The sequence below is a fragment of the Legionella cardiaca genome (assembly GCF_029026145.1).
Taxonomy (GTDB): Bacteria; Pseudomonadota; Gammaproteobacteria; order Legionellales; family Legionellaceae; genus Tatlockia; species Tatlockia cardiaca.
Genome location: NZ_CP119078.1, coordinates 1,255,001 through 1,280,372 on the forward strand (window position 1 = coordinate 1,255,001; position 25,372 = coordinate 1,280,372).

The window sequence follows — 25,372 nt, forward strand, 5'->3', positions numbered from 1 at the left end:
CGAACTCGGGGAACTGAAACATCTAAGTACCCGAAGGAAAAGAAATCAATTGAGATTCTCCTAGTAGCGGCGAGCGAACGGGGAAGAGCCTGGTATGATTTATCATTAATAGAAGTGGAACAGTCTGGGAAGGCTGGCCGCAGAGGGTGAAAGCCCCGTACACGTGGTATTAATGAAGAACTAAGCATACGAACAAGTAGGCCGGGACACGTGTAATCCTGGTTGAATATGGGTGGACCATCATCCAAGGCTAAATACTCCTTACTGACCGATAGTGAACCAGTACCGTGAGGGAAAGGCGAAAAGAACCCCGGAGAGGGGAGTGAAATAGAACCTGAAACCGTTTGCGTACAAGCAGTGGGAGCATGGCTTAGGCTGTGTGACTGCGTACCTTTTGTATAATGGGTCAGCGAGTTACTTTCAGTGGCGAGGTTAACTGAATAAGGAAGCCGTAGAGAAATCGAGTCTTAATAGGGCGCGAGTCGCTGTGAGTAGACCCGAAACCGGGCGATCTAGTCATGTCCAGGATGAAGGTTGGGTAACACCAACTGGAGGTCCGAACCGGGTAATGTTGAAAAATTATCGGATGAGGTGTGACTAGGAGTGAAAGGCTAATCAAGCCCGGAGATAGCTGGTTCTCCCCGAAAGCTATTTAGGTAGCGCCTCGTGAATGATTACTGGGGGTAGAGCACTGTTTCGGCTAGGGGGCTGTCATGGCTTACCAAACCGATGCAAACTCCGAATACTGGCTAATTGAATCACGGGAGACACACGGCGGGTGCTAACGTCCGTCGTGAAGAGGGAAACAACCCAGACCGCCAGCTAAGGTCCCAAAGTTATAGTTAAGTGGGAAACGATGTGGGAAGGCCCAGACAGCCAGGAGGTTGGCTTAGAAGCAGCCATCCTTTAAAGAAAGCGTAATAGCTCACTGGTCGAGTCGGCCTGCGCGGAAGATGTAACGGGGCTAAAACTATACACCGAAGCTGCGGATGTGTACTAAGTACACGTGGTAGGGGAGCGTTCTGTAGGCTGAAGAAGGTGCATCGAGAGGTGTGCTGGAGGTATCAGAAGTGCGAATGCTGACATGAGTAACGATAAAGAGGGTGAAAAACCCTCTCGCCGGAAGTCCCAGGTTTCCTGCACGACGTTAATCGGAGCAGGGTGAGTCGGCCCCTAAGGCGAGGCTGAAGAGCGTAGTCGATGGGAACCAGGTTAATATTCCTGGACTTTTTATAGGTGGTGATGTGGGGACGAAGAAGGCTAGGTGAGCCGGGCGTTGGTTGCCCCGGTACTGGCATGTAGGCGGAGAGACCTGGCAAATCCGGTTTCTCGAAACGCTGAGGTGCTGAGTGGTTCTGACCATACGTGGTGCAGAGAAGTCATTGATGCCCCGCTTCCAGGAAAAGCTGCTAGCCATAACCTATAGAGAACCGTACCGCAAACCGACACAGGTGGACAAGTAGAGAATACTAAGGCGCTTGAGAGAACTCGGGTGAAGGAACTAGGCAAAATGGTACCGTAACTTCGGGAGAAGGTACACCTTTGCTGGTTAGTTACCACGCGTAACGAAGCTGGTGAGGGTCGCAGAGACCAGGTGGCTGCGACTGTTTATTAAAAACACAGCACTCTGCAAATTCGAAAGAAGACGTATAGGGTGTGACGCCTGCCCGGTGCCGGAAGGTTAATTGATGGGGTCATCTTCGGAGAAGCTCTTGATCGAAGCCCCGGTAAACGGCGGCCGTAACTATAACGGTCCTAAGGTAGCGAAATTCCTTGTCGGGTAAGTTCCGACCTGCACGAATGGCGTAACGATGGCCACGCTGTCTCCACCCGAGACTCAGTGAAATTGAAATCGCTGTGAAGATGCAGTGTACCCGCGGCTAGACGGAAAGACCCCGTGAACCTTTACTACAGCTTTGCACTGGACTTTGATGATAACTGTGTAGGATAGGTGGGAGGCTAAGAAGTGCGGACGCCAGTTCGCATGGAGCCGACCTTGAAATACCACCCTGTTATTATTGAGGTTCTAACTTGGACCAGTAATCCTGGTTGAGGACAGTGTATGGTGGGTAGTTTGACTGGGGCGGTCTCCTCCCAAAGAGTAACGGAGGAGCACAAAGGTACCCTCGGTACGGTCGGACATCGTACCAAGAGTGTAAAGGCAAAAGGGTGCTTGACTGCGAGAGTGACGGCTCGAGCAGGTACGAAAGTAGGTCTTAGTGATCCGGTGGTTCTGAATGGAAGGGCCATCGCTCAACGGATAAAAGGTACTCCGGGGATAACAGGCTGATACCGCCCAAGAGTTCATATCGACGGCGGTGTTTGGCACCTCGATGTCGGCTCATCACATCCTGGGGCTGAAGCAGGTCCCAAGGGTATGGCTGTTCGCCATTTAAAGTGGTACGCGAGCTGGGTTTAGAACGTCGTGAGACAGTTCGGTCCCTATCTGCCGTGGGCGTAGGAAAATTGAGAGGAGCTGCTCCTAGTACGAGAGGACCGGAGTGGACGAACCTCTGGTGTACCGGTTGTGACGCCAGTTGCATTGCCGGGTAGCTAAGTTCGGACGGGATAACCGCTGAAAGCATCTAAGCGGGAAGCCTCCCTCAAGATGAGTTTTCCCATGAAGCCCGTTGAAGACTACGACGTTGATAGGCGAGGTGTGGAAGCGTAGTAATGCGTGAAGCTAACTCGTACTAATTGGCTGATTGTCTTGACCATATAACCTGAATCGCTTCAGGTATGGCAACTGAATGACATGCTTGTGTAACCAATGCAATTTACTTTACCAGCCTGTGAGACAGGCAAAGCTTAATCCCTTTGCTTCTCCGCAGGATAACAGTTTTCCTGGCGACTATAGCGGTCTGGAACCACCTGACTCCATCTCGAACTCAGAAGTGAAACAGACCAGCGCCGATGATAGTGTGAGGCGTCCTCATGCGAAAGTAGGTCATCGTCAGGGCTTTATTCCAAGCGGCCTTCTGGCCGCTTTTTTTTTACAAAAATTATGCAATGATGAAGCCTTCGCAAGCACTGGGGTTCAAGAATATCTGAAAATAGCGATCTGGTTTAAACCTAAAAAGAAAAAATGAAAAGTTATAATCAAAGTAAGCTAGTTTAATTTATATAAAAAATTAAAAGGATTTCAATCAATGTTTAGTTTTACAGGTACTTACACTGACAAATATCAGCTTACAATGGCACAAGTCTACTTTTTAAAAGGCGCCCAAGAGCAAATTGCTATTTTTGATTATTTCTTTCGAAAACTCCCTTTTAAAGGCGGTTACGCTGTTTTTGCTGGCTTAAGTGATCTGCTAGATATTCTCGAAAATTATCATTTTACCCAGGAAGATATTGATTTTCTTAGAGAGCAAGATTTTCATCCGCAATTTCTTGATTATTTGCAAGATTTTCGCTTTAAAGGAACACTATATTCATGTCGTGAAGGAGAAGTTATCTTTCCAACTTGTCCTGTTTTAACAGTTGAAGCAAATATTATTGAAGCGCAAGTTATTGAAACTATTTTGTTAAATATTTTAAATTTTCAAACGTTAATTGCAACCAAAGCAAACCGAATGCGTCAAGTAGCGGGTGAGCGAGGATTACTTGATTTTGGATTGCGACGAGCTCAAGGACCTGGCGGTTATTATGCAAGTCGTGCTGCAATAATTGGTGGATTTAATGCAACAAGTAACGTTTGCGCAGGGCGGGATTATCATATTCCTACTTCAGGCACAATGGCTCACTCATTTATACAAAGCTATGATAATGAGTTAGACGCTTTTCGCGATTTTGTTAATATCTGGCCTGATAATAGCGTGTTGTTGGTTGATACCTATAATACCTTGGAGAGTGGACTACCTAACGCCATTATAGTAGGGAAAGAATTAGAAGCTAAAGGATATCAGTTAAAGGGAGTTCGTCTAGATAGCGGTGATCTGGCGTATCTTGCAAAAATAGCGAGGCAAATGCTTGATGAAGCCGGTATGAATGATGTACAGATTGTGGCTTCTAATCAATTAGATGAATATGTGATTAAGAGTTTAATCGACCAGGGAGCGCCTATTGACGTTTTTGGCGTTGGAACTAACTTAGTGGTAGGTAACCCTGACGGCGCGTTGGACGGGGTTTATAAACTAGCTTTTGCAAACCAGAAATCACGCATTAAGTTGTCCGAAAATATTAGCAAAATAACCTTACCTGATAAAAAACAGGTTTATCGGGTGTTTGACAAACATGAAATGTTCTTAGGGGCTGATATTATTGCTGTGGATAGTGAAAATGAAGTCGAGCTAATGCATCACCCATTTGAGGTGTCCAGATCCTTATCTCTTGAGGGATATAAAAAAGCACCATTATTGCAAAAGGTAATGAATAATGGACAATCGCTATTACCCGAGTCATCCCTTTCAGAGATAGCGGAATACTGCCAGTATCGCGTTAATCAGTTACCTGAAGAGTACAAACGTTTTAATAACCCTCATCTTTATAAGGTTGGTTTAAGTACGAAGTTACGAGATGAACGTGATAAGTTGATGCAAGAGCACAAAAGAGTTTTATGAAGACATTAATTATTCTCGATGTACAAAATGATTTTTTGCCTGGAGGCAGTCTAGCTGTTCCAAATAGCAATGGGATTATTCCAGTAATCAACAGATTGCAGCCTTATTTTGACTTGGTTGTGGCTACTCAAGATTGGCACCCAGCAAATCATACAAGTTTTGCTTCATGTCATGAAGGGAAACAACCATTTGAACAAATTATAGTGCAAGGGATAACGCAAACTTTGTGGCCTGATCATTGTGTGCAAGGAACACAGGGGGCTGAATTTCATCCACAATTGGAAACTCTGGCTATAGAGACAATTTTTCGTAAAGGTATCAATCCAAATATCGATAGTTATAGTGGTTTTTATGACAATGGGCATGATAAAAGTACCGGCTTATCGGGTTATTTAAGAGAAAAAGGAGCTTTTGATCTTTATTTTTGTGGTTTATGTGCAGATATATGTGTTTATTACACCATTAAAGATGCTTTAGCTGAGGGATTTCAATGCTCTTTAATAGAGGATGCTACCTATCCACTTAATGTCGATGTTTTTCAGGGAATTAAAAAAGAATTGCTAAGCAAAGGTGTTAAGATTACAGACAGCATTCATATACGTTAATACGTTGTTGATTTTGATTTTAAAGTAAAAAATTAATAGGGTGGTAGATTCCCGCCTTCGCGGGAATGACACCACATATAAACATATGCTTATTAAAAATCAACAGAGTGTTCAGAAAAATAGGATGCTCCTTCAGGGAGTAACCCAACAAATTTTCATCTATTAAATTCTGTATCTATCACTTCGTTCTATTGTTTAATATGTAAGATTAAACCTAGTCGCTTCAGCTTGCTCAGTTGCTGGGGCAGAATGATAGAATTGTCGATAGCGATTCATACCCATCCCAAATTGACGTTGTGTTTCCGTAAAATTCAAAGCATTAGTAAAATTGGTGCATACCTTTTGTAATGCAATTTCAGAATGATATTTTTCTAGTGATTGCTGGACGTAGCGAGCTAAATAGTTATAGTCTCTGGGAAAATCAATAAAGACTGTCGATTGATGTTCATTATTTTTAACAGCAGCTTGATATTCTGCCACTAGAAAATCTACTTCATTTTTAATGGTATCGTAGATGCTCTTCGCGTGTGCCAAATTATTTTGATTAATAGCATGATCTAAATCATCTGATAAAGTATAAACGTAAGCAATGGTGCATTTAACAGTGATTTCTTTGAATTCTTCAGTTAATGTATAAACTGCTTCATCTTGTGGATGAGTCTCAAGTAATTCTTTCAAGTTAAATGCGGCTGAACCCAGGTATTGTTTCGCCTGATTTACTTGATTTTTAGATAACGAAATTCGTGTTTGAGCGATATTGTCTTTCAGCATAAGAATTAAATTTTTCATAATAATCATTTTATAGTCAGAGAGCGTGTAAATTTACCATTTTTGATAATTTTTGAAAAGTAAATATTTTGACCTGCTCAAAAATTACTAAAATTTTAAGAAATAGTCTGTGAGACTATTTCTTAAATTTGCTCTGACTAAAGCGTTAGATTTGAAGCTGAGTCTGCAGTCTCTTTTGTTATTGGAAATTCACGAGGAAACAAAGTGTATCGTGAACGTTGCTCCAAATTTAGTCCGAACTGTCGTTGTGTTTCACCAAAATTAAAGGCTTTAGTGAGGTTGTTACAAACCTGTGCTACCTTTATTGCCGCATTGTATTTATTGACGGCCTCTTCAAAGGAGCGAAGCAGGTGGGAATACTGTTTAAAAAAATCGACAAATACGGGGGTTTGTTCTTTACCATCTTTGGCAGCATGTAAGTATTCTGTCTTCATAAATTTTAAAAGAGATATTATTTCCTGATATAATTGCTTAGCTTGCGGGAAATCATATCGTTGAGTAGCTGTATTAAAACCATCTACTCGCTTATAAGTTAGCGCTAAATAAAATTTGGTGGAGATTTCCGTAAGTTCTTTTCTCAGCAAAGGCAATAAACTACGCTGTAAAGCATTGTCTATAGGAATGTTGCTTATAAGGATATTAAAACTAGAGGAAGTCCTTGTTAATACTTGAGATGCTTCATCAATAGCGTCCTGGTTTAGTAAATTGTCTATTTTAGATAAACCACCGAAGATATTTGCAATAAGCTCATTAAACATAATATTGTTTTTGTAATCAAAAAGGTCATTATTATACCAATTTTCTGGGTTAAAAAAAGATCTATGATGATTATTTTTAATCAAGAGGGTAATTATTTAGATAGCCGGAAACAAAAGTGTTTCCGGTTACCTAAACATGAGCTGAGATGCTTAAACCAAATTTGCATCTTTCACATCTAACAAGATGATTTTTTTATCGGTATCACTAGTTAAAGAAGCTCGAATAAAATGATTTTTCATGAGTTTTTTTGCAATATCATAGGCTTGCGTTTTGGTTTTTCCTTTCTCTAAACGCAACCAGGTATATAAAGTTAAGAATGAGCCATCACTGTGGTTATCGTAAAATGCATTATGAGAAATAATACCACTCTTGTCTTGTATTTTAGTAGGAACTAAATATTCGTAACCTGTTGTCATCACAAAAAGATTTTTTATTGCTTGGTCTGCTTCAGCAGGAATGTCCGCTGCTTTGAAAGTCCAAATATCTTTGACGTCGTTGTATGAAACGAGTTGCAGCCAAGTGTCATCAATTGAAGGGAAAAGATTATAAATAGAGATACCACTTATTGCCTGTAGTTTTGAGGGTAAGTCCACTGTGAGCCATTTTACAAGCTCTACTTCTTTTTCCAGTTGATCAAGAGAAGGAGGGACGCGATAGATATTAAAACCAAATCCCCAGAATGCCCATAAATAGCCATTGGCTTCCTTATAGGTTTCTTTTTGTGCTGCAGTTAGAGAAGATTCTTTTGCAGGGATGCCTTCACCACCGTCATCGGTTGAAGAGGATAGCCAGCCGCGGTTAACAAATTCAACGCCAATACCGCTGGTGTTCATGCCGGAACCATGGTTTTCGAATTCAACCAGATCGTTAAATTGGAGAATGGTAGCATCTCGTTTGACTGACATATGAGATGTTTCATTATTTGAATCATCAAATCCATTGCCTGAATCTGCTGCGGTTTCATGTAATACAAGGTGCTTAATGCCAAATGGATCTCGGTAAGAATTTTTATGACGATTATGGATTACTGAACTATCAGTATTCCAATCTTTATAATTTTTTATACCTGTAATTCCAGTATTAAATTCAACCGTATTAATGACTAAAGTATCTGAAGATGTTGGATTAAATTCATTGAGGCTTTTCACGATATCTGCTTGTGTGGGTTCTTTGCCTTCACTTGCTTGAATTTTATCTAAAAAATGAACCACCTGAGTTGGTGGGAGTAATGCACTATCCGTGATGAGTTCCTTAAATGCATTGGAGAACTCTTCAAAGGATTGTACTAATTTCTTGCCTTGATTTGGATCAATTACCTCTAAAGATTTCAAATCAGTACTGATGCCAGTAATGATCAACGCATGAGCAGAAAATCCTTTCGTTTGATCGGCATCAGTGGTTACCCATAGTGGACCATACTCAACAAGCCAATCACGGTAATTTTGTGCGCTATAAGTTGATACAGGCTCACCTTTCATGCCGAGAGAACTAATGAAGTTTTGCTTTTCAGTGTAAGGTAAACCTGCTTTTTGATTGTAGAAGTTTAAATATGGAGTGCCGGCTTTGGTGAGTACTTCTGCAATGGTATAATTTTTACCATCTTTCCAGCGCATCATCATGGTGGCAACAGTAGCCCAGCAAGCATTCTCATTTTCTTGTTTAATAGGCGTAATACCACCTTTACCTAGCTTTGTTTCAATTACAGGTCCGGTAGTCGTGGTTCCATCAAATTTTGTATTGACTTTGGTACCGTCTGGTTTGGTTATTGAAACTTCACCGGTCTTACTGTTATTAACCTTATCGATATTTTTATTAATTCCATCCTGAAGTTTATCAGCATTGGCATCTTTAGGTGGTTGAGTGGTATTTGCCCCGGCTCCAAGATAAGCGTTTAAAGCCTTTTCAGTAAGATCCATCTTTTGTTTTTGGTCTAAATTAGGATTGCTATTAATTGCCTTGATAGCATTATCCAATCGTTTATCCATCATTTTTTGTATTTCTAGTTTCGCTGCTTCCTGACCAAATGTCTTGGTTGCATCATAGGATGCTTTTAACGCCTCTAAAGCATTGGTTTGATTTTGAGCAAGACCAGTTATATCTCTGAAGGAATCCGCTTTACCTAATAGGGAAAGCGTAGCACCAAGTCCCGTTGGATCGGGAGCATTCGGTGCATTTTGGATGTTAACCATTGGATTAGGAAAGGCCGTTGGCTGTAAGTTACCTGGTTCGGCACGACGACTGTCTGTGCTAATAGGATTAATTGCTGTGGGACTGTCAGGAATGGGGGATTCTTCCCAACGCCAGAAGCGACTTTCATCTTTTTCTTCACATGAATTACAATGCCCCATCATTGCTTCAGCGTAGACTCCTTTTGTAGGGATGCTGACATTGATGGGATCGCCAGCAGCGACCATATAGTAGTCTGTTAGTGAATCGGAAGTCCCAAAATTAGGATCGAGATTTAAGCCTTTTGCTACAGGAAAAACTAAACTGTTACCAACAATGCCAATCAATTCATTTTCTACTAATGACGCTAAACTTCGCCCTAAACCTTTTCCTGGCAGAATGACGCCATCTAATAGTAAAAATCGTCTTTCCGGAGACATGCTAAGCCAAATGGCTTTATGAAAGTACTCTAGATTGTCATTTAAATGGTCAATTAAATTATTAACGAGAGCAATGTCATCTTTACGTGGATCACGTAATTCATCAATTGTTGGACCAGCGTACAGTGTTACGCCATCGCTTGGAGACAGATCATTATAGATACTTTCATAACGACATAAAAAACCTTCATAGTGGTTGGTTTTGTAACGAATAAATCCTGAGGTAACGATAATTGATGAAAAATCAGGCAAAACGTTGGTTGTACCGCAACGAATTTTAATATAGTGAAGTTTATCTCGGCTAAACTGAGAAGGGCCCATGAAGTGGACAGCAACATTAAGTGTGCCTTCTTTACGATAACGAGAAGTTAACGTGGTATCAAATTCCATTGATGAAATTTCGTTACCGGTTTCGTCAGCGACATGAAATGTCAGTGCGCCAACAAAGGCGGTTGCAATTTTTTCACCTAATAATTGATGAAATACCGCATCTTTGTTACGAGCATCTTTTAAATGATGATCGTAGAAACCTTTGGGGGTATCTGCCCCAAGGAAAGGAATCAAACTTTGCCAGTTTGCTTCGTTAATATCTTCAACAGTTTTCTTTTGATAGCCGACAATCATGTTTTGTCCACCATAAATAGGTTTCGAATAATCATCGACTTCCACTGATTTATCCTCAGGTCGTCGGATAATAAATTTAATTTGAAAGTTGCCAGAGGCATTAAGAATTTTTTCGGAAGCAAAGGTTCCGGAAGGGAAGTTGCTATCAATCCATTTGTTCTTAATGCGTTCCGCAGCGTCAAAACCCTTAGATAGGGATCTATTTAATAACGCTGAACTCAAACTTTCTTTCCAACGTAATAATTTATTCAATTCGAATTGACTCATTAGCAGAGGGACAAATAAACATTCACGAGCTTCGGCAAAGCGTTGACGAACTTTAAAATGACGCAGTACTTCAAAATATTGGATAGTAATTGCGTGACAATGGTTGTAGTTTGCAACTGTTTCTGAAGATACTTCGAAACGCTCACCTTGAGAAACTGTCTGGATAACGGAAGACCGTTGACTGCGCACAGCATTCGCTGATTGCGTGATTCGATCCCTGATTTTTTGTAAATCGCTGGCGGAAGTTTGTCTTAAGCTTTTTTGAGAAGCCGTTGAGCCGGAATGACCAACGCCACCTGATACGCCAAAAAGAAGTCCTCCAACAACACCACCAATACCGGCACTTGCGCTAGCCGTTGTCGCGCTTGATTTGCCCGAGATATTTTCTTCAATAACGCCTTTTGTGATTTCAAAAATATCTCTATCGCGACTTAAAGAGTTGTAAAGACTTTCTTCATATTCCAGTGATTGAACATTGGATGCAGACTCTCTTCGTTCCCAGTCAAATACAACGATCTGTTTTTTTTGTCCAGGGGCTAAGGGTAAACTATAAAGCAAATCTCCCAGAGAATAACCATCAGCAATCCATTCAGATTTAAAATGCAACAAATGGCCATGAGCTACTGAAACGGCTTGATATAAAGTAGGTTCCAAGTCCCAGTCTACTGCATTCTCATTATTTAAAATTACTCGCCCAAGCGCTTTTGTTTCTGTTTGTGCGATTCGTTTTTTAAAACGATGACTTTCATTCATATCAATGAGATCGACAATATTATCCTTGGTGATGCTCGTTTCACGCTGTAAAAAATTTTCTAAAACGCCGCGATTAATTTTTACATTGCGTAGTGTTTCGGCTAATTCATTATCCTGTGGCACATTTGGCGTTTCACTAGCACGAGCACTGCCTCTGGTTATCATTTCTGTGCGTGTAGTTCTCTCTGTTACTTCTGGTAAATTAACTCTTGCACGAGTTGCTAAATGGCTAAAGGCTGGCAATTTAATAATGGGATCAATAATTTCCCAAATGCGTATAGGATGGTGAGTCAGAATATCATCAAGCGTAATGTCATCTTCTTCTTCCAAAATATAACCAAGAATTTCAGGTTCTGTTGTACGCACTAAACTATAAAAGGAATACTCTTCCAATACGCGTTTTGCTTCATGGACATCCAATTCCTGACATCCGCATTCAGTAGTTTCTGCCGGCTGTTCTGTCTCCAGTAACTCAGCAACCAGGATAACATTTTTGGGAAAAACATGAGTTGGTGTTTCACCATCAATATTTTTTATTTCTAATCTGATGGGTATCGGATTTTCTTTAACTGGGGTTCCTATGCGGGCAACTGCATTGGTAAAGTTACCCTCAGGATATTCAATAAAAAAGTAGCCGCTAGCTTCTGTTCTGACACTGGCAATAGGGTGAAGCGGTTCTTCTTCAGTTCTACTGGCTTCAAAAATGATCTGGATGTCTTCCATTTTTTTCTTGCCATTTTTTTCAAGCAAGCGCCCGTAAACGAACAGCGGTTGCGGGGAAATAGTCTCTGAAGTAGGTTCAGATAAAACCAGAGGGTTATAATCGAATTCGAGAGTAACAGGAACATTTTCTTTTAGTGCTGTAGCTGGGGCAGTTGTCTGAGCCAAAACGTTATTTGACTTAAAAACAACCCCAAAAAATACATCTTTATTGCGAACCAGGTTGTTTCCAAGGTTAATCGCAATTTCACCGGATTTAGGAGAGGGGTAGAGATCACTCTGAGGACGCAGTTCCTCACCATCAGCTTTAGTAAAATATGAAACATGTAAGGCAATATCACCTTCAGGAATAGAGCCGCCAAGATTTTTCAGTTGGACAGGTATTTTCATAACTATTCAGTATTCTCAAACCTTAGCTTGAGAAAGTACTGCTCCTTGTTAGTTGGGTTAAATACGTTCATTCCAGTGAACGTATTACCGCAAAATCCTTCCGTGGTAATTTAAAATTATAGACGAAGAAAATGAATTTTTTGGCCAGAAAAAAATATTTAATTCACGTGCTAGAGTTACTCCAGGATCTCTTGTCGCATCTTAACTGAGAACAAACGAGTGCTTAGGATATTAATGCAAAGTCCGCTAATAACCAGCATTCCAGCAGCTAATTTCCATAGTTGAAATGGTTCACCTAAAACGATAACAGAGCTTAGTACGCCTACAACTGGAACAAGTAATGTAAACGGTACAATCATTCCTACTGGATAGCGACTAAGTAACCAATTCCATACACCATAGCCAACCCATGTGGATATATACACAATGTAAAATAAAGAGGTTGTACCGCGCCAGGTCAAATGATGAATGCTTTTGAAAATACTATCGAGACCTTCAAACGTTAGAGTTAAAAGAAGCATAGGAATAACAGCAACAAAACTTCCCCAAATCACCAGAGCAATCATATTGATATTTTTAGCTTTCTTAGTGATTAAGTTGCCTGCTCCCCAGGTTGCGGCTGAGCTCAAAATTAAGATAAAACCTAAAATGGAAATATTACTATCAAAATGCATAGCAACTAAACCAATTCCCATAAAGGAAACCAAAGCCCCAATAATTTGCAAGGGATTGGGTCGTTCTTTTAAAAAAAATGATGCAAAAAACATGCTGAAGAAAACTTGTACCTGAATAAGTAAAGATGCCATTCCAGGTGTCATGCCAGCATGCATCCCTAAAAAAAGTAGAGAAAATTGCAAAGCAAACATAATTAACCCATAGGAGGCTACTAATTTAAAGGGTACGGCAGGTGGTTTTATAAAAAAAATAGCAGGAATACTCGCAAGGGTGAATCTTAAAGTACAAAGCAACAGAGGGGATATTTCTTCAAGTCCTATTTTAACAAAAAGAAAATTAATTCCCCAAACAAGAGCAACGAGAAGTGCTAGTAAAATATGTGAAATAGGCATTTTTAAAATCCGCTTAATAAGTGCTCTATTTTACCTTAAATATTTATGATTGTTTAGAGAAAAAACAAACTCTACGTATTAAGCGTACCTCACAATGTCATGCCAAGCGAAGTTAAAATGAGTGGATTCTAAAATTTTTTTGGATGTGCTTAATTAATACAGCCTTCGATTTCAAAAATTTATCAGCATTGCTTTGAATAATTGTCTACTCAAAACAATGCCTGTCAATTTATTCACTTAAAAAATCGTGAGTTGCTAACTGGTAGGTATTTAAATAATTATCTTGCACTACTGTGGCTTTATTATTAATCGCGTTTAAGTCAGTGTCTTTCTTTAGGATTCCTGCGCGAAAACGCCAACCTTTAGGCAAGCTGAGTTCTGATCCTAGTTTTTCCAAAGTTGTCGCGCTTTGAGGTTTTTTCTCAATACTGTAAGATTGCATGACAAAGACTTGGCCTTGGGGATTAATGAGTTCGTAAATGGGTTTTCCGGCTTTATAAACCCAAGTCGTTTGGCGATCGACCTGATGCTCTTTATAGGGCTTGGCACTAGTCAATATGTCCATCAGATCGAGTTTTAAAATACCTGCTTTGCGCATGTCTAGACCGCAAATTGTTTTTTGTTCAGGATTTACCAATTTGGAATTGGTCATCCCATCAATCATCCAATAACGAGGACCATTTAATTTGGCAAAAGATACGCCTGTTTCACGTTTTACTGAATCGACACTGATCTTTTTCCAGATCTCTTCAGGACAATCATTAAGTCCAATTGTATTGTAAACAGCGATATTAAATTTGTTTTCTCCCAAAAGAATTTCACAATAGCGAGAATCGCGAAGTCCGCTAATTTGGCCCGCGTAAGTTAACAGCGGCAAACAGAAAGAAGGTAGACACAAACTTATTTTAAAGAGAGTTTTGAAGTGGGGAATATTAAAACCCATTAGTTTTGAAAGACGGGCATTCTTTGCCATTAAGATCTCCAATTAAGTTGCAACAAACCAATATAAAATACATAACGGCTTCTTTTCAATGAAATTATACATTTGAAAATTCGCCTCTATAGGATAGAGATGGCCAGCAACGACAACGCGCCATTTTGTCAAAGTTCGAGAGGATGATTTATTTAACCATTGGTAATTTAGTCATGGTGTATGTTAGCCACCAGGATAAGTTAAGAGCGAATGAATTCAACGCTACCAATTTTTCTGTAATCCTCTTTATTTTCATTATAAAAATTTCTTAAACTCTCAGGCATGGCATTACGTAATGCCTCATCCTGGTCCAAGAGTTCGGCCAGGCTATGTTCATCTTTTTTAAATCCAACGGTAGTGCCCAACAGTTTGGTTAGGATCCCTTGAAGTTTGCTATTTTGACCAAAGAATTCGCAAGTCATTATTTTATCATGAACTAGCGCGATAACTTGCATGCGCTGTGCATCGGTACAATCTTTATGATGCGATACAGCTGCCAAAAAATTAATTTCCTGATTCCTCTCACTTTTTTGAAATATATTTTTGAGCCAGCGCCAAAATGTCCCGACTCCATAATTGGAATCATAAGCACTGGTATAATGTTGGTGAAGATTGGCTAAGGTGGTTTTAAGATCAATATTTTCTTTTCTCAGGCTGGTGATTTGTCTTTCAGCAATGGCAAATGCCAAATTGTTAAGTGTTTTATTAAATATTGAAATTTCTGTATTCAACCATTTCTGCTGTGTTTCTAAGTATTGAAGGTTAACAATAGAATCATTCAGCATAGTTGCCAGTTTTTTTTGACAGTTTTGTGCTGCTTCCAAGGATCGAAGATATTTAAGAGCTTTCTCTTCCAAATTTTCTCTATTTTTTCTGGAGTCTTTTTCCAGTAACAAATTTTGTGCATCGTTGAAATCCTTCTTATACTGATGAACAAGGTTGAGTATTTCCTCATAACCCTTCACCACTTTTTTCCAATCTTTTTTCCCGAGAGTGACTTGTTCTAATTCATTGATTTGCAACAAAGATGCTTGATGACGAAAATTTAGCGCTTCCCCTAGTAATGTTCGGCTTTCAGGTTGTTGTTTAAAAAACACCGTATATTGAGAAACCAGCGCATTAATGCTGCGGCCATTATTGTCGACTGCCAGCAGTATCGACATCTGTTTTTGATTGTGACTCAAAGTGACCTCCTTGTGATAGCGATGTTTGATGCTTAAGAATTGTAACAGGCTTTTAACATTGGACAACAAGTTTTAATTGTGCTCATTAAGGATGGGTTTTTCGTCAAATAAATAAATAAAAATATTCACTATAATTTATAAAGCAGGTGGGGGCATGTTGATGAAAACAATTACGGTTGCTATGTGGGATCCCGGTTTCAGCATGGAGGATAAAAGTCTGGCCGAAAGAATCGATTTGCTTGAAGAAAAATTTAAATCGGCCTATGAACAAGCGATGTCATCAGAGTCTTGGGATTCGGAGGTGACATTTATTTTTATGTGTCCGGAATATACTCTATTAAATAAGGATGAGGCGATCCTGGGAAATTTTAACTCCAAAAAGGATTTATTAGAGGCTGAGAAGCGTTTCCAACAGTTGGCCAACGATTATCCTCAAGCCATTATTATTCCCGGTACTGCGTACGTCGAAAAAACTTTGGATTTACAAGATGAAACAAAAAAAACAAAGTATGTGAGTGCAGTTAAATCATGGCAGCGTAATCATTTCCGCGGTTTTTTCACGTTTGAACAGGAAATTGAAGATAAAAAATTAATAAAAAATACAGCATCTATTTTTTTTCATTCTCAAACCAATAAACCCAAGCGTTATAGTAAACAGGTTGAAGCTGAAGATTATCTTGATACGGGAAGCAGTATTTTTTATCCGGGGCATGCCTCTTCAATTTTTACACAAAATGGTATTCGCTTTGGTATAGAGATTTGTGCTGATCACAAAAAAGGAATTTTAAACTCTGAACAGAATAAAAAAAGTGAACCAATAGATGTACATTTAATTGTAGCTAATGTTATTCAAACGATACGTGACAACGTTGCTCAAGGCGATGGAGTGATTATTATCAATTGTGCTGGAAATTTTACCTACGACCCACATGCTGCCAAAGAAACGGGGGTTTGGATAAGAGACCAAAGTGGCAATTTAGAGCCTGTAGAAATAGCAGAGAACTCAACTGATGATTTGCTAATTTATTGTAATATCCCTGTACCGAATCAAACAATTACTCCTCAAACCTCTATGTAATTGTAAAAAGCACAATTTGCGATTTTAAAACAACGCTTAATATCTCCAGGAGTAGGAGTTAATTTAAATGAGGTTTGGACCTGGGTTTATATGAATTTTGGTAGTCTTCAATTCTTATTAATCTTTAAGCTTATATCGACTGATGAAACGACCACACTTAAGATCCCGTAAGTTAAATTTGCACTATGCTTAAAGGTACTTCTTTTTTTTATAGGGCCAATTATGAAAAAGTCTACTCGAAACTCTTTAAAGACAAATAAAACAACACTAAAAAAAGAAAATTTGAAAAAAATTTCTGGAGGCTCTCATGCCGAGAGACATGTGATGGATCCCTCAATCTTGCGAGAAAATAAACCTGTCGATGTGGATGCTATCATCAGATCTTTGGATAGAGGCCTAAAAGAAGGAAAGTGATTCATCTTAAGACTTTGGCCATTGTGTTCATTTTTTACTGGGTTTCACTATAAACGTTATTTCTATAAAGATACGCAATATTTATTTGCATTAAAAATCAGAGGTGGGATAGGTTGAGAAATAATCAAAATTTAGTTCTCTAACTTTAGATCACTGCCTCATAAGAGAAAATAAGAAAAGCACATAATACATGCGTTAATTGAGGCAAGTTTAAGCTAATGATTACCAATGAATTTCCGGCGGGGCTTACTTATGTCCCCAATTTTATTAGTCTGAGGGAAGAAAAAAAACTAATAAGTCAAATCCAATTATTAAATTGGCAAAACATAGTGCTTTTTGAAAAGCCAGCTAAACGTCGAGTTGTTCATTTCGGCTTAAATTACATCTATGGAACCAGACAAGTTGAACCCACGACACCTCCTCCTATTTTTCTTCATGAACTGATTCAACAATGTGCTGACTATTTACATCTTCCATTTTCTGGTTTGGCAGAGGTTTTAATTACCGAATACTTGATTGGAGCAGGAATTGGATGGCATCGTGATGCACCTGTATTTGATAAAGTGGTAGGAATTTCATTAGGCTGCGCCTGTGAGATACGATTTAGAGAAAGAAAAAACAAAAAGCATCAATTTAAGCTCAAACTTATGCCTGGTTCTTTATATCTTCTATCAAATAACATTAGATGGCATTGGGAGCATAGTATTTCTCCTGTTAAATGCGCCCGCTATTCCATAACCCTGAGAACCTTAAGGTCAATAAAAGATCTCCCTTAGCTAACTTTTTTACTATGCTTATATATTAGGATATTCAGACAGCGGATTGTTATGAAAGAGCTCAAAGAGTTACTGTATTGTTTAAAGAAACCCCAAGTTATTTTAACTAACGCTGAAACTCGCACGGTGCACGGTGGTAAGAATGGATGAGCAATGGGATTGCATCATAATAGGTGGCGGTCCAGCAGGATTAACAGCCGCACTCTATTTAGCTCGTTATCGTCGTAAAATTTTGGTCTTTGATACAAAAGATAGTCGTGCTTTACTCATCCCACGTTCCCATAATTACCCAGGTTTTCCTCAGGGGATTTCCGGAAAAAATTTATTAAAACGATTGTATATCCAGGTTAGAAACTATGAAGTCCCTTTTATTCATCAAAAAGTAGAATTGTTGCAGCATATAAGTAAAAACAATTTTGTTATTATTACAAAAGATAAAAAATTTTATGCTAAAACCGTTATATTGTGCACAGGAATAAAGGATATTGAGCCACAGTTAGGTAATATAAATGACGGTATTCGCAGGGGGTTAATCAGACATTGTCCTGTTTGTGATGCCTTCGAAGTGATAAATAAAACAGTTGCAGTAGTGGGAGGCGATAAAAAAGCTTTAAAGGAGGCTATTTTTTTAAGCCATTATTCTTCTGATATAACGTTATTGACGTTAAATGAAGTAAAGTGGTCAAGAAAAGAGTTAAAACAAATTCGTGAATCCCGAATTGAAATAATAACAGCTCATATTGATAAAATAAGTTTATCTTTAAAAAAAGCGAAGATTAGCTTTTCTAATAACGTATCTTTACAATTCGACTATATATATTCAGCCTTGGGCTGTGTGAAAAACAACAAACTTGCTTATGATTTAAATGCTCAACAAAAAAAGGGCGAATTGGTTGTCAACAAAAAACAAGAAACCTCCATTTTGGGTGTTTATGCGGCAGGAGATATTGTGTCAGGTCTAAATCAAATTTGTGTTGCCACCAGTCAAGCAGCAATTGCAGCTACTGCAATCCATCGGCGTTTATCTATTAATATTTAGTAGTCAGGTATTTCGCAGATCAATGGGAAAAAGAATTTAATCTCTCAGAATTCTTTTATTTAAGTGGGTGGTCATGCTTGGGTTAAAAGGCAGAATTATTAACGCCCGTTGAAAGATAACCATCTTATCTAAAAGAATATTAATTAATGAGATTGTTATCTCTAGAAAACAATGGATAGCCATTAAGCAACATAAACACACCTAAAATTCCATAGATAAAACTATGAGCTAATATATTTTCGGACAGATTAATACTCAGCAGTAAAAACAAAATTAACATAAAAAATGAAATTAAAGACAATTTACGCCCCAATATAAAAAGTAATCCAAAACTTATTTCTACAACAAGCATTAGGAAAACAAAATAATCGGCAGGAATATTGAAGGTAAATGCGTTAGTTTTTTCCAATAGAAATATATCTACCATAGGAGTGGCCAATTTAATACTCAAGGCAGAAAATATAAAATTGATGCCAGTAGTGCATTGCAGAATTAATAAGGAAATAGGGTGTATATAACTTCTTTTATTAGAGTATAAAGAGAAATCACCCCCTCCATTCGATATTAAAAAAAGTGTTATTCCTAAATAAAAGCCACTGTAATGTAATAAAGGATAACCAACTAAAACTAAGGTTAATAAAAGCATGATTAACAATACAAGAGCTGTCAAGCGTATACATATTCCGATACACAACAATATTCCCAATCCTAATTGTAACCAGATTAACCAATACCAAAAGTCAGGTAAAGTTTTAATTAAAATATCTGGAGCAAATAAGGTAGGCTCCTTAAATAAGGGAACATTGATTTTAGGTAACAAACCCAGGGTGCATAAAATCAGCATGAGCCCCGTTCCTATACGTACTAAGAGTAAAGCCCAGTTGATTTGATTTTGAGATGGGGATAAACGTTCTGATTCTATTTTATTGGTTATGAATACCCAGCTTAATAAGCTTAATAGGGCCAAGCTCAAAATGATTCCATTAAAGACAGTCAGCTGGGTAAATATTAGAGGTGGCGATACTTTTGAAAGTTTACTCATTTCCTGAGTAGTTAAAAGCCATTGTTCATGAGCCTTGCTGTATGAACAAAAGAATAATAAATACATCAGTAAAATGAATTTTCTCATGATCCCTCAAAATTATTTGCCAAAGTTAGTCTCTATTAAAAGTGAGTAAACTTAAAAACTGGCCATCTCTTGGATGTGCGTTACTATTGTCTGGCGCTTTCTTTATCTGATGTTGTTCTAATACTATTCACACTAATTTCAAGTTCATCCACAATCATTTTAAACAAGTTTTTATCCTTAATAATACCATTTAATGCTGCGTTAACTTTAAACTTGGTAAATAAAATATTTTAGAACAGACATTAATTCTTTCAGGTAATGAATTGAAATGACAGCATGCAAAAGGCACTTGAGCAGAAAGATTTGAAAATCTGACAGTTCATTTAGTGGGAATTAATCAAGTCTAGGTAAGACTACTTAAAAACGCTCTACAAAGCATTTATATAAAGCCTGGGAAATAGCAGATATTCAGCTACATTATAAACATCCTTGTTTTAATCAAACTATTCCTCAGCCTCTATGTAATTACACTATAGTTAAATATTTTATGATTAGTTTAGTTCGAAATTTGATAGCTGTGATTCGATCTCAGCTAAACTTGTTTCATTTTCAATTAACCCTAATATTGCACTTATCTGCGAAGATTTAACCTGCTCTTGGTGTCTTGAGAAAACAGAAAACTCCATAAGGAATGTCGGATTTTGTATAGAATTAAACTTCACTAAGCGATAAAGTGTGGATAGTTTTCTATACTCTAAAGCGTTGTTTTCCTTATTAATATAATGAAGTGGCGTTCGTCCCGCGTCATTTGTTTTCAATAAATCGCCGCCATTTTTAATAAGTAAGTAAGCGGCCTCAAAGCTACCTGCCAGGCAAGCATAATGAAGTGGTGTGCAGCCTTTTGCATTGTTTGGTGAGACATTGACATGAGTAATTCCTTCATCAATAAGTTTAATTAATGCAGGTATATCATTTTTTTTCGCAGCCATGCAAAGTTGAGTGGCTTGCTTTTGCTGAAGGTCATGAAAATTATCCCTAGGATAAATATGTGTTCCTGAATCTGGAAATTGGTCATCTTGTAAATGAGTGAGATCGAGCATCTCTCTATTCGCATCGCGCTTTTGTGAATCTAAACCGCGGTATACATCTTCGGGCAGAGAAGGGTTCTTTGGCCAGTTAGAGTTAACAACTATCTCTCCGGTGCGCACATCCAGATAAACTTCAAAAAATCCTTGCTGAGACCAGGTACCTTTTGAGCGTTTTGCCTGAAAATGCTCTAAATTCAGTTTAACACCATCCAGGGTAAAATATGTCTTTATAAATTCACTGCACTTTTTAGACTCAGGATGATCAGGCCATCCGCCTACAAGGGTGACTGTACAATCTTTTAAAGCTAAATCGTCCTTTAGAAACTCTTTGACAAAAAGATCGAGATCATTATGACAGGTATTATCATCCCAATGCACCATAGCACTGCGACTGGGGTGGTAAATAAATATAGCACAGCAACTGCGTACACTTTCTGTGCCTAAAAGAGGTCTCTCATTCGTTGGATCGATAATTAAGTACTCTTTTTGTAAGGCATAATTTTTTAGTTTTCTATTGTTGCTATTAACACTAGCTCTAAACATTATTTTCTCCGAACATAAACTGGGCGTTAGGATAGCGGAGAATTATTAAGGAAGTATTAAATTAATACATATTTAATTATAAAAAGCCAAGTTGTTTCAATAAAATTCTTCTTGCGATAATAGGCAAATTACTCTTGTGGTATTACTTTTTGCTTGCTTCTCTTTTCTGAAAGCAAAATAGCAAAAAATATCAGTAAAGCACCTACAAAGAATCGTGGAGTTAAACGTTCATTCAGGTAAATTGCAGCAGTGATAGTGGCAAATACAGGTTCAAGAGAAAAAATAATCGCCGCTTTCGTTGAACTGACATATTTTTGAAATTGAAGTTGTAAAATAAACGCTAAAATGGATGCGAAAATGCTACAAAATAGAATAGAAATCCATACATTAGTTTCGCGAGGAATAGCAATGCTTGCTGTGAGTAAACTGGCTAAACCCGCTATTAGGCAAACAAAAGAGGATTGAATGAAAGTTAAAGATAAAGGCTGATGAATGCGAGAAGCTTTCCCTGCGTACAGAATGTAGCCTGCAAAACAGAATGCACAAAGTAAAACCCAAAGATCACCCTGATTGATGGCAAGTCCCTCTGAAAGTGTGATAAATCCCACTCCAATAAGTGCAGTGAAAGCAGCGCTGATTACATAGATAGAGGGCCAACTCCTGTTAGATAAAGATTCAAAGAGAGCAACCAAAATAACGGATAAGCCTGTAATAAAGCTTGCGGTAGAAGCTGTTGTATAGCGCAAACCGATTGTTTGAAAAATAACTGTACCTGCTAAAAAGATACCTAATAATATACCGTTGTGTAAGATTGGCTTGGTAAATTTGATTTTTTTCCAAAAAATAATTAATAACAAAATGCTTGCTATGCCAAATCGCCAAAATAAAAAATTAAATGGTGTTAATGTGGCAACGGCATCTTTAATAAAGGCAAAAGTCATACCCCAAAACAGAGTGGCTAATAAAATGGCTCCTGCACCTAAAATGGATTCTCTTTTTTTCATGCTTTTTTTAGTAACTTATTGAATAACAATTTATTTTCATATGAGATGAAACTTATATTAAATTGCAACTTGTTAAAAGTAAATTGCTGAAAGGAACGCGTAATAATTTAATTTTTTTGCACTCTTTGTCATTGTTGTGCAAAAAAGTTAGAATATTGGCCAATTAAGCGATGGGATTAAGATGAAAAAAAATACCGCATTCTTATTTTTTCTCTTTATTTTTTTGTTATGTCCAATAGCAGTGACAGCTCAATATAGCGATAAAGAAAGTAATTTTTTAGTCATTTCTGACATTCATTTGGATCAGGCATCAACACATGTAATGGACATTAGTCCTTTGAAGGCTGATAGAAATAATGATCTTGACTATCCCTCATTTGAAAAATTAATTTTAGATGTTGAAAACAATATAAAGAACGGTGTCGTAGCACAGCCTAAATTCATTCTAATTTTAGGGGATATTGCGGGACACATGCGCTATTCTCAACAAAGTGCGTCAGAAAATGAAGCGATTGTTTTTAGAGTTTTAAAAGATACTTTTCCTGACATACCTATTTTTTATACATTTGGGAATAATGACTCCCCCAAAACAAACTATGGTCCTTTTACGGATTCATCACGCGGCGAATATAACAGTCCTTATGAGATTGCCAAATATGCTGGCGGTTGGTCCGATGGCTTTTTATCTGTTGGAACAATGTGCGCTGTCAGTAAGGCAGAGCATTACCCCTGCATTATTACCGAAAATACAATAAGTGGTTACTATTCTGCATACATTGAATCCCATCTTCAGTTAATTTCCATAAACAGTGTTCTATTTTCACCAAGCCGTAAAACAACAAAGCAAGAGGCGGCTGAGCAACTTCAATGGTTGGATAAACAATTGGAAAGAGCCAAAAATAATCACGAAAAAGCCTTAATCATTATGCATATTCCTCCCGGGAATAACATCCAGGATCATAGTGGTTTTTGGTTGGGCGAAGAACAAACTGCTTTTTTAAAAACGGTAAATCAGTACCAGCAAACTGTTATTGGTTTGTTGGCCTCACATACTCATGCCGAGGAATTAAAAATTATTAAGGATAGGTCGCAAAATAACATTGCGGGGGTCTATCTGGTTGCAGGGTTATCAACATCACATGGAAATGAACCTTCTGTAAAAACATTTTATCTTTCTCAAGAAAACGAACAGTGGCAGTTATCAAACTATGAAGCGTTTCATTTCTCAGCCGAAGGTTCTAATTTGATATTCAGCAAACTTTATGATTACAACAGTTACTATTGTAATGGTGAGGTTAATAAATTGTTGCAATGTCTTAACAATGTAACTCCAGAGAGAATGGATAAATATCTTGCTGCGGGTAATAGGAATTATACGGGTGGTGTTATACGATCGCCAAAAGATATCATTCTAGCTGCTGCAGAATAGTCAAGAAAGTAGATTGTTAAGTTAAAGACATTTCAAAGGTAAACAATGAACAATAGTAACAGCAAAAAGGAATTATCGCTCGCGCAACGTGAAGAGCTATTCAGTGTATTGAAGGAACGTTTTGCAAAAAATATGAATCGCCATAAAAACCTTGAATGGGAAAAAGTACAGGCAAAGCTTGGGGCGAATAACCAAAAATTATGGTCGCTTTGTGAAATGGAAAGAACAGGTGGTGAGCCAGATGTTGTTGGCTATGATGAAAATACAGGTGAATACATTTTTTATGATTGCTCAGCGGAAAGTCCGAAAGGGCGCAGAAGTATTTGTTATGACAGGGAAGGATGGGAAGCAAGAAAAGAATTTAAGCCAGAAAGTAATGCTATTGATATGGCAGTTGCCATGGGCATTGAACTTTTAAACGAAGAGCAATATCGCGAATTACAGAAACTTGGAAATTTCGACACAAAAACGTCAAGTTGGTTGAAAACTCCTGTAGATATTAGAAAGCTTGGTGGTGCGCTCTTTGCTGATCGACGTTATAACCATGTTTTTGTATATCATAATAGGGCGCCGTCTTATTATAGTGCCAGAGCGTTTCGTGGTTCCCTAAGGGTCTAAATTATCAGATAGATTAATTTGCCGCTGACTTGGGAAGAAGGGTAATGGTGATATCATGGAGCCTCCAATGATATTGCTCAATCTCATTACGCAAATTTTGAATTTTTTCTGCTGAAATCATATCTTCTTTGGGAATAATAAAAACTTCGCCAAAGAAGATATGGCCAACCACACGAAAACGTGTTTCAAATGATTTTACCCACTCTTTCTTTTTAATTAACGCTCGCACACCATAAAGAATAGGGTCGGTTTTATTTTTGTCGATGGTTTTGGGAATCTCATCCATTAAATCCAAAATTGAATTTTTCAAATTGGAAAATCCATCATTAAGGATACTGAAAGATATTAAAATAGCGATACTTGCATCCGCCCACCAGAATCCAAAACCTATTCCAATTATTCCAATTATACTTGCGAAGCCACTCATCCAGCTTGCTTTATTCATTTTCGAGTCGGCAAATAATATTTTGTCATATAGTTTATGAGCTAAAGGAATTTTAATATGACCTAAAATTGTGGAGGGGAGACTTGACCATAATAAAGCAATAATCATGAGATATCCAAGCCAAATAGAATAGCCCAAAAAATGAACATAGGGGATTAATGGGTGTTCATTTTTAATCAAGACAATAGCGCTATCGAGCAATAAATAAACGCCTAAACCAAATAAAGCCAAAGAGCTGGCAAAATAGGATATCCCTGTGACTTTATGATAACCATAAGGAAATTGTCGGTTTGCATTCCATTTTATTATACGGCTTGCAATTAAAAATGAAGCAGGGGGAATTATTCCCAGCATGTCTTCCAGCCAAACTGTTTTCATCGTTTGAGAGTTTGCCATAACAGTAAAAGAAAAAATGGTTGCACTTATCATGTATAAAAAAGAAATCCATTCATATTTAGTTGCCTTTGCATACAAAGTATTCAATTTTTCAGGGAATTCCAGATCCTTTGTGATATGTAGCATGCTTAACTCCCTCTATTTAAAAATATTTAATGATAAGACTTTCTAACTATC

Annotated in this window: 18 protein-coding genes and 2 rRNA genes (1 of these 20 only partly in view); 10 read left to right on the top strand and 10 right to left on the bottom strand. The window is 38.0% G+C overall.

Annotated elements, in window-relative coordinates:
• The 4 genes from PXX05_RS05450 to pncA form a co-directional block, all read left to right on the top strand.
• Nucleotides 1–2,718, top strand: a 23S ribosomal RNA gene (locus PXX05_RS05450); it begins 177 nt to the left of the window's first position.
• 125 nt (nucleotides 2,719–2,843) lie between these two features.
• Nucleotides 2,844–2,959, top strand: a 5S ribosomal RNA gene (gene rrf / locus PXX05_RS05455).
• Between the two features lie 190 nt (nucleotides 2,960–3,149).
• Nucleotides 3,150–4,559 carry a nicotinate phosphoribosyltransferase gene (locus PXX05_RS05460; protein WP_275090048.1) on the top strand — a complete coding sequence of 470 codons (1,410 nt, stop codon included), beginning with the start codon at nucleotides 3,150–3,152 and terminating at the stop codon, nucleotides 4,557–4,559.
• On the top strand, nucleotides 4,556–5,164 hold the full coding sequence (gene pncA / locus PXX05_RS05465; RefSeq protein ID WP_275090050.1) for a bifunctional nicotinamidase/pyrazinamidase: 609 nt from the start codon (nucleotides 4,556–4,558) through the stop codon (nucleotides 5,162–5,164). The genes PXX05_RS05460 and pncA overlap by 4 nt, the downstream gene beginning before the upstream one ends.
• A gap of 195 nt (nucleotides 5,165–5,359) precedes the next feature.
• Here the strand turns inward: pncA and PXX05_RS05470 are convergent, their stop codons facing one another.
• The 6 genes from PXX05_RS05470 to PXX05_RS05495 all read right to left on the bottom strand — a co-directional run bounded on the left by PXX05_RS05470 (nucleotide 5,360) and on the right by PXX05_RS05495 (nucleotide 15,296).
• Complete coding sequence (locus PXX05_RS05470) at nucleotides 5,360–5,953, bottom strand: hypothetical protein (RefSeq protein WP_275090051.1); 594 nt, start codon at nucleotides 5,951–5,953, stop codon at nucleotides 5,360–5,362.
• Between the two features lie 137 nt (nucleotides 5,954–6,090).
• On the bottom strand, nucleotides 6,091–6,711 hold the full coding sequence (locus PXX05_RS05475; RefSeq protein WP_275090052.1) for a hypothetical protein: 621 nt from the start codon (nucleotides 6,709–6,711) through the stop codon (nucleotides 6,091–6,093).
• Nucleotides 6,712–6,861: 150 nt separating this feature from the next.
• The gene (locus PXX05_RS05480; RefSeq protein WP_275090053.1) at nucleotides 6,862–12,072 is read right to left on the bottom strand and encodes a papain-like cysteine protease family protein; all 5,211 of its coding nucleotides are present in this window, start codon (nucleotides 12,070–12,072) and stop codon (nucleotides 6,862–6,864) included.
• Nucleotides 12,073–12,248: 176 nt separating this feature from the next.
• Nucleotides 12,249–13,139 (bottom strand): EamA family transporter, encoded by an 891-nt coding sequence (locus tag PXX05_RS05485; protein WP_275090054.1) that lies wholly within the window; start codon nucleotides 13,137–13,139, stop codon nucleotides 12,249–12,251.
• Between the two features lie 229 nt (nucleotides 13,140–13,368).
• Nucleotides 13,369–14,112, bottom strand: coding sequence for a hypothetical protein (locus tag PXX05_RS05490; RefSeq protein ID WP_275090055.1), 744 nt, complete (start codon nucleotides 14,110–14,112; stop codon nucleotides 13,369–13,371).
• A gap of 200 nt (nucleotides 14,113–14,312) precedes the next feature.
• Entirely contained in the window at nucleotides 14,313–15,296 is a 984-nt protein-coding gene (locus PXX05_RS05495; RefSeq protein ID WP_275090056.1) for a hypothetical protein, read from the bottom strand.
• Nucleotides 15,297–15,450: 154 nt separating this feature from the next.
• Between PXX05_RS05495 and PXX05_RS05500 the strand changes: the two genes are divergently transcribed.
• The 4 genes from PXX05_RS05500 to PXX05_RS05515 all read left to right on the top strand — a co-directional run bounded on the left by PXX05_RS05500 (nucleotide 15,451) and on the right by PXX05_RS05515 (nucleotide 18,603).
• On the top strand, nucleotides 15,451–16,374 hold the full coding sequence (locus PXX05_RS05500; protein ID WP_275090057.1) for a hypothetical protein: 924 nt from the start codon (nucleotides 15,451–15,453) through the stop codon (nucleotides 16,372–16,374).
• A 222-nt stretch (nucleotides 16,375–16,596) separates the two neighbouring features.
• The gene (locus tag PXX05_RS05505) at nucleotides 16,597–16,788 is read left to right on the top strand and encodes a hypothetical protein (RefSeq protein WP_275090058.1); all 192 of its coding nucleotides are present in this window, start codon (nucleotides 16,597–16,599) and stop codon (nucleotides 16,786–16,788) included.
• A 218-nt stretch (nucleotides 16,789–17,006) separates the two neighbouring features.
• Nucleotides 17,007–17,564, top strand: coding sequence for an alpha-ketoglutarate-dependent dioxygenase AlkB (locus PXX05_RS05510; RefSeq protein WP_275090059.1), 558 nt, complete (start codon nucleotides 17,007–17,009; stop codon nucleotides 17,562–17,564).
• 142 nt (nucleotides 17,565–17,706) lie between these two features.
• On the top strand, nucleotides 17,707–18,603 hold the full coding sequence (locus tag PXX05_RS05515; protein ID WP_275090060.1) for an NAD(P)/FAD-dependent oxidoreductase: 897 nt from the start codon (nucleotides 17,707–17,709) through the stop codon (nucleotides 18,601–18,603).
• A gap of 139 nt (nucleotides 18,604–18,742) precedes the next feature.
• Here PXX05_RS05515 and PXX05_RS05520 read toward each other — a convergent pair whose 3' ends face one another.
• The 3 genes from PXX05_RS05520 to PXX05_RS05530 all read right to left on the bottom strand — a co-directional run bounded on the left by PXX05_RS05520 (nucleotide 18,743) and on the right by PXX05_RS05530 (nucleotide 22,307).
• Nucleotides 18,743–19,732 (bottom strand): DoxX family membrane protein, encoded by a 990-nt coding sequence (locus PXX05_RS05520; RefSeq protein WP_275090061.1) that lies wholly within the window; start codon nucleotides 19,730–19,732, stop codon nucleotides 18,743–18,745.
• A gap of 491 nt (nucleotides 19,733–20,223) precedes the next feature.
• The gene (locus tag PXX05_RS05525) at nucleotides 20,224–21,303 is read right to left on the bottom strand and encodes an ankyrin repeat domain-containing protein (protein ID WP_275090062.1); all 1,080 of its coding nucleotides are present in this window, start codon (nucleotides 21,301–21,303) and stop codon (nucleotides 20,224–20,226) included.
• 128 nt (nucleotides 21,304–21,431) lie between these two features.
• On the bottom strand, nucleotides 21,432–22,307 hold the full coding sequence (locus PXX05_RS05530) for a DMT family transporter (protein ID WP_275090063.1): 876 nt from the start codon (nucleotides 22,305–22,307) through the stop codon (nucleotides 21,432–21,434).
• A 181-nt stretch (nucleotides 22,308–22,488) separates the two neighbouring features.
• Between PXX05_RS05530 and PXX05_RS05535 the strand changes: the two genes are divergently transcribed.
• Nucleotides 22,489–23,736: a metallophosphoesterase gene (locus tag PXX05_RS05535; protein ID WP_275090064.1), complete on the top strand. Its 1,248-nt coding sequence runs from the start codon at nucleotides 22,489–22,491 to the stop codon at nucleotides 23,734–23,736.
• Nucleotides 23,737–23,781: 45 nt separating this feature from the next.
• A complete protein-coding gene (locus PXX05_RS05540) occupies nucleotides 23,782–24,354 on the top strand; it encodes a DUF4256 domain-containing protein (RefSeq protein WP_275090065.1) in 573 nt (190 codons plus the stop codon).
• Nucleotides 24,355–24,367: 13 nt separating this feature from the next.
• On the opposite strand, the gene PXX05_RS05545 is transcribed toward PXX05_RS05540, so the two are convergent.
• Complete coding sequence (locus tag PXX05_RS05545) at nucleotides 24,368–25,321, bottom strand: cation efflux transmembrane domain-containing protein (protein WP_275090066.1); 954 nt, start codon at nucleotides 25,319–25,321, stop codon at nucleotides 24,368–24,370.
• Nucleotides 25,322–25,372: the final 51 nt, after the last annotated feature.

What these genes read in the sequence shown, in the direction of transcription:
- PXX05_RS05500 (WP_275090057.1), top strand. Translation starts at nt 15,451, where the DNA reads ATGTTGATGAAAACAATTACGGTTGCTATGTGGGATCCCGGTTTCAGC.
- PXX05_RS05490 (WP_275090055.1), bottom strand. Translation starts at nt 14,112, where the DNA reads ATGGCAAAGAATGCCCGTCTTTCAAAACTAATGGGTTTTAATATTCCC.
- PXX05_RS05460 (WP_275090048.1), top strand. Translation starts at nt 3,150, where the DNA reads ATGTTTAGTTTTACAGGTACTTACACTGACAAATATCAGCTTACAATG.
- PXX05_RS05535 (WP_275090064.1), top strand. Translation starts at nt 22,489, where the DNA reads ATGAAAAAAAATACCGCATTCTTATTTTTTCTCTTTATTTTTTTGTTA.
- PXX05_RS05515 (WP_275090060.1), top strand. Translation starts at nt 17,707, where the DNA reads ATGGATGAGCAATGGGATTGCATCATAATAGGTGGCGGTCCAGCAGGA.
- PXX05_RS05525 (WP_275090062.1), bottom strand. Translation starts at nt 21,303, where the DNA reads ATGTTTAGAGCTAGTGTTAATAGCAACAATAGAAAACTAAAAAATTAT.
- PXX05_RS05480 (WP_275090053.1), bottom strand. Translation starts at nt 12,072, where the DNA reads ATGAAAATACCTGTCCAACTGAAAAATCTTGGCGGCTCTATTCCTGAA.
- pncA (WP_275090050.1), top strand. Translation starts at nt 4,556, where the DNA reads ATGAAGACATTAATTATTCTCGATGTACAAAATGATTTTTTGCCTGGA.
- PXX05_RS05485 (WP_275090054.1), bottom strand. Translation starts at nt 13,139, where the DNA reads ATGCCTATTTCACATATTTTACTAGCACTTCTCGTTGCTCTTGTTTGG.
- PXX05_RS05545 (WP_275090066.1), bottom strand. Translation starts at nt 25,321, where the DNA reads ATGCTACATATCACAAAGGATCTGGAATTCCCTGAAAAATTGAATACT.
- PXX05_RS05520 (WP_275090061.1), bottom strand. Translation starts at nt 19,732, where the DNA reads ATGAGAAAATTCATTTTACTGATGTATTTATTATTCTTTTGTTCATAC.
- PXX05_RS05470 (WP_275090051.1), bottom strand. Translation starts at nt 5,953, where the DNA reads ATGAAAAATTTAATTCTTATGCTGAAAGACAATATCGCTCAAACACGA.
- PXX05_RS05475 (WP_275090052.1), bottom strand. Translation starts at nt 6,711, where the DNA reads ATGTTTAATGAGCTTATTGCAAATATCTTCGGTGGTTTATCTAAAATA.
- PXX05_RS05540 (WP_275090065.1), top strand. Translation starts at nt 23,782, where the DNA reads ATGAACAATAGTAACAGCAAAAAGGAATTATCGCTCGCGCAACGTGAA.
- PXX05_RS05530 (WP_275090063.1), bottom strand. Translation starts at nt 22,307, where the DNA reads ATGAAAAAAAGAGAATCCATTTTAGGTGCAGGAGCCATTTTATTAGCC.
- PXX05_RS05505 (WP_275090058.1), top strand. Translation starts at nt 16,597, where the DNA reads ATGAAAAAGTCTACTCGAAACTCTTTAAAGACAAATAAAACAACACTA.
- PXX05_RS05510 (WP_275090059.1), top strand. Translation starts at nt 17,007, where the DNA reads ATGATTACCAATGAATTTCCGGCGGGGCTTACTTATGTCCCCAATTTT.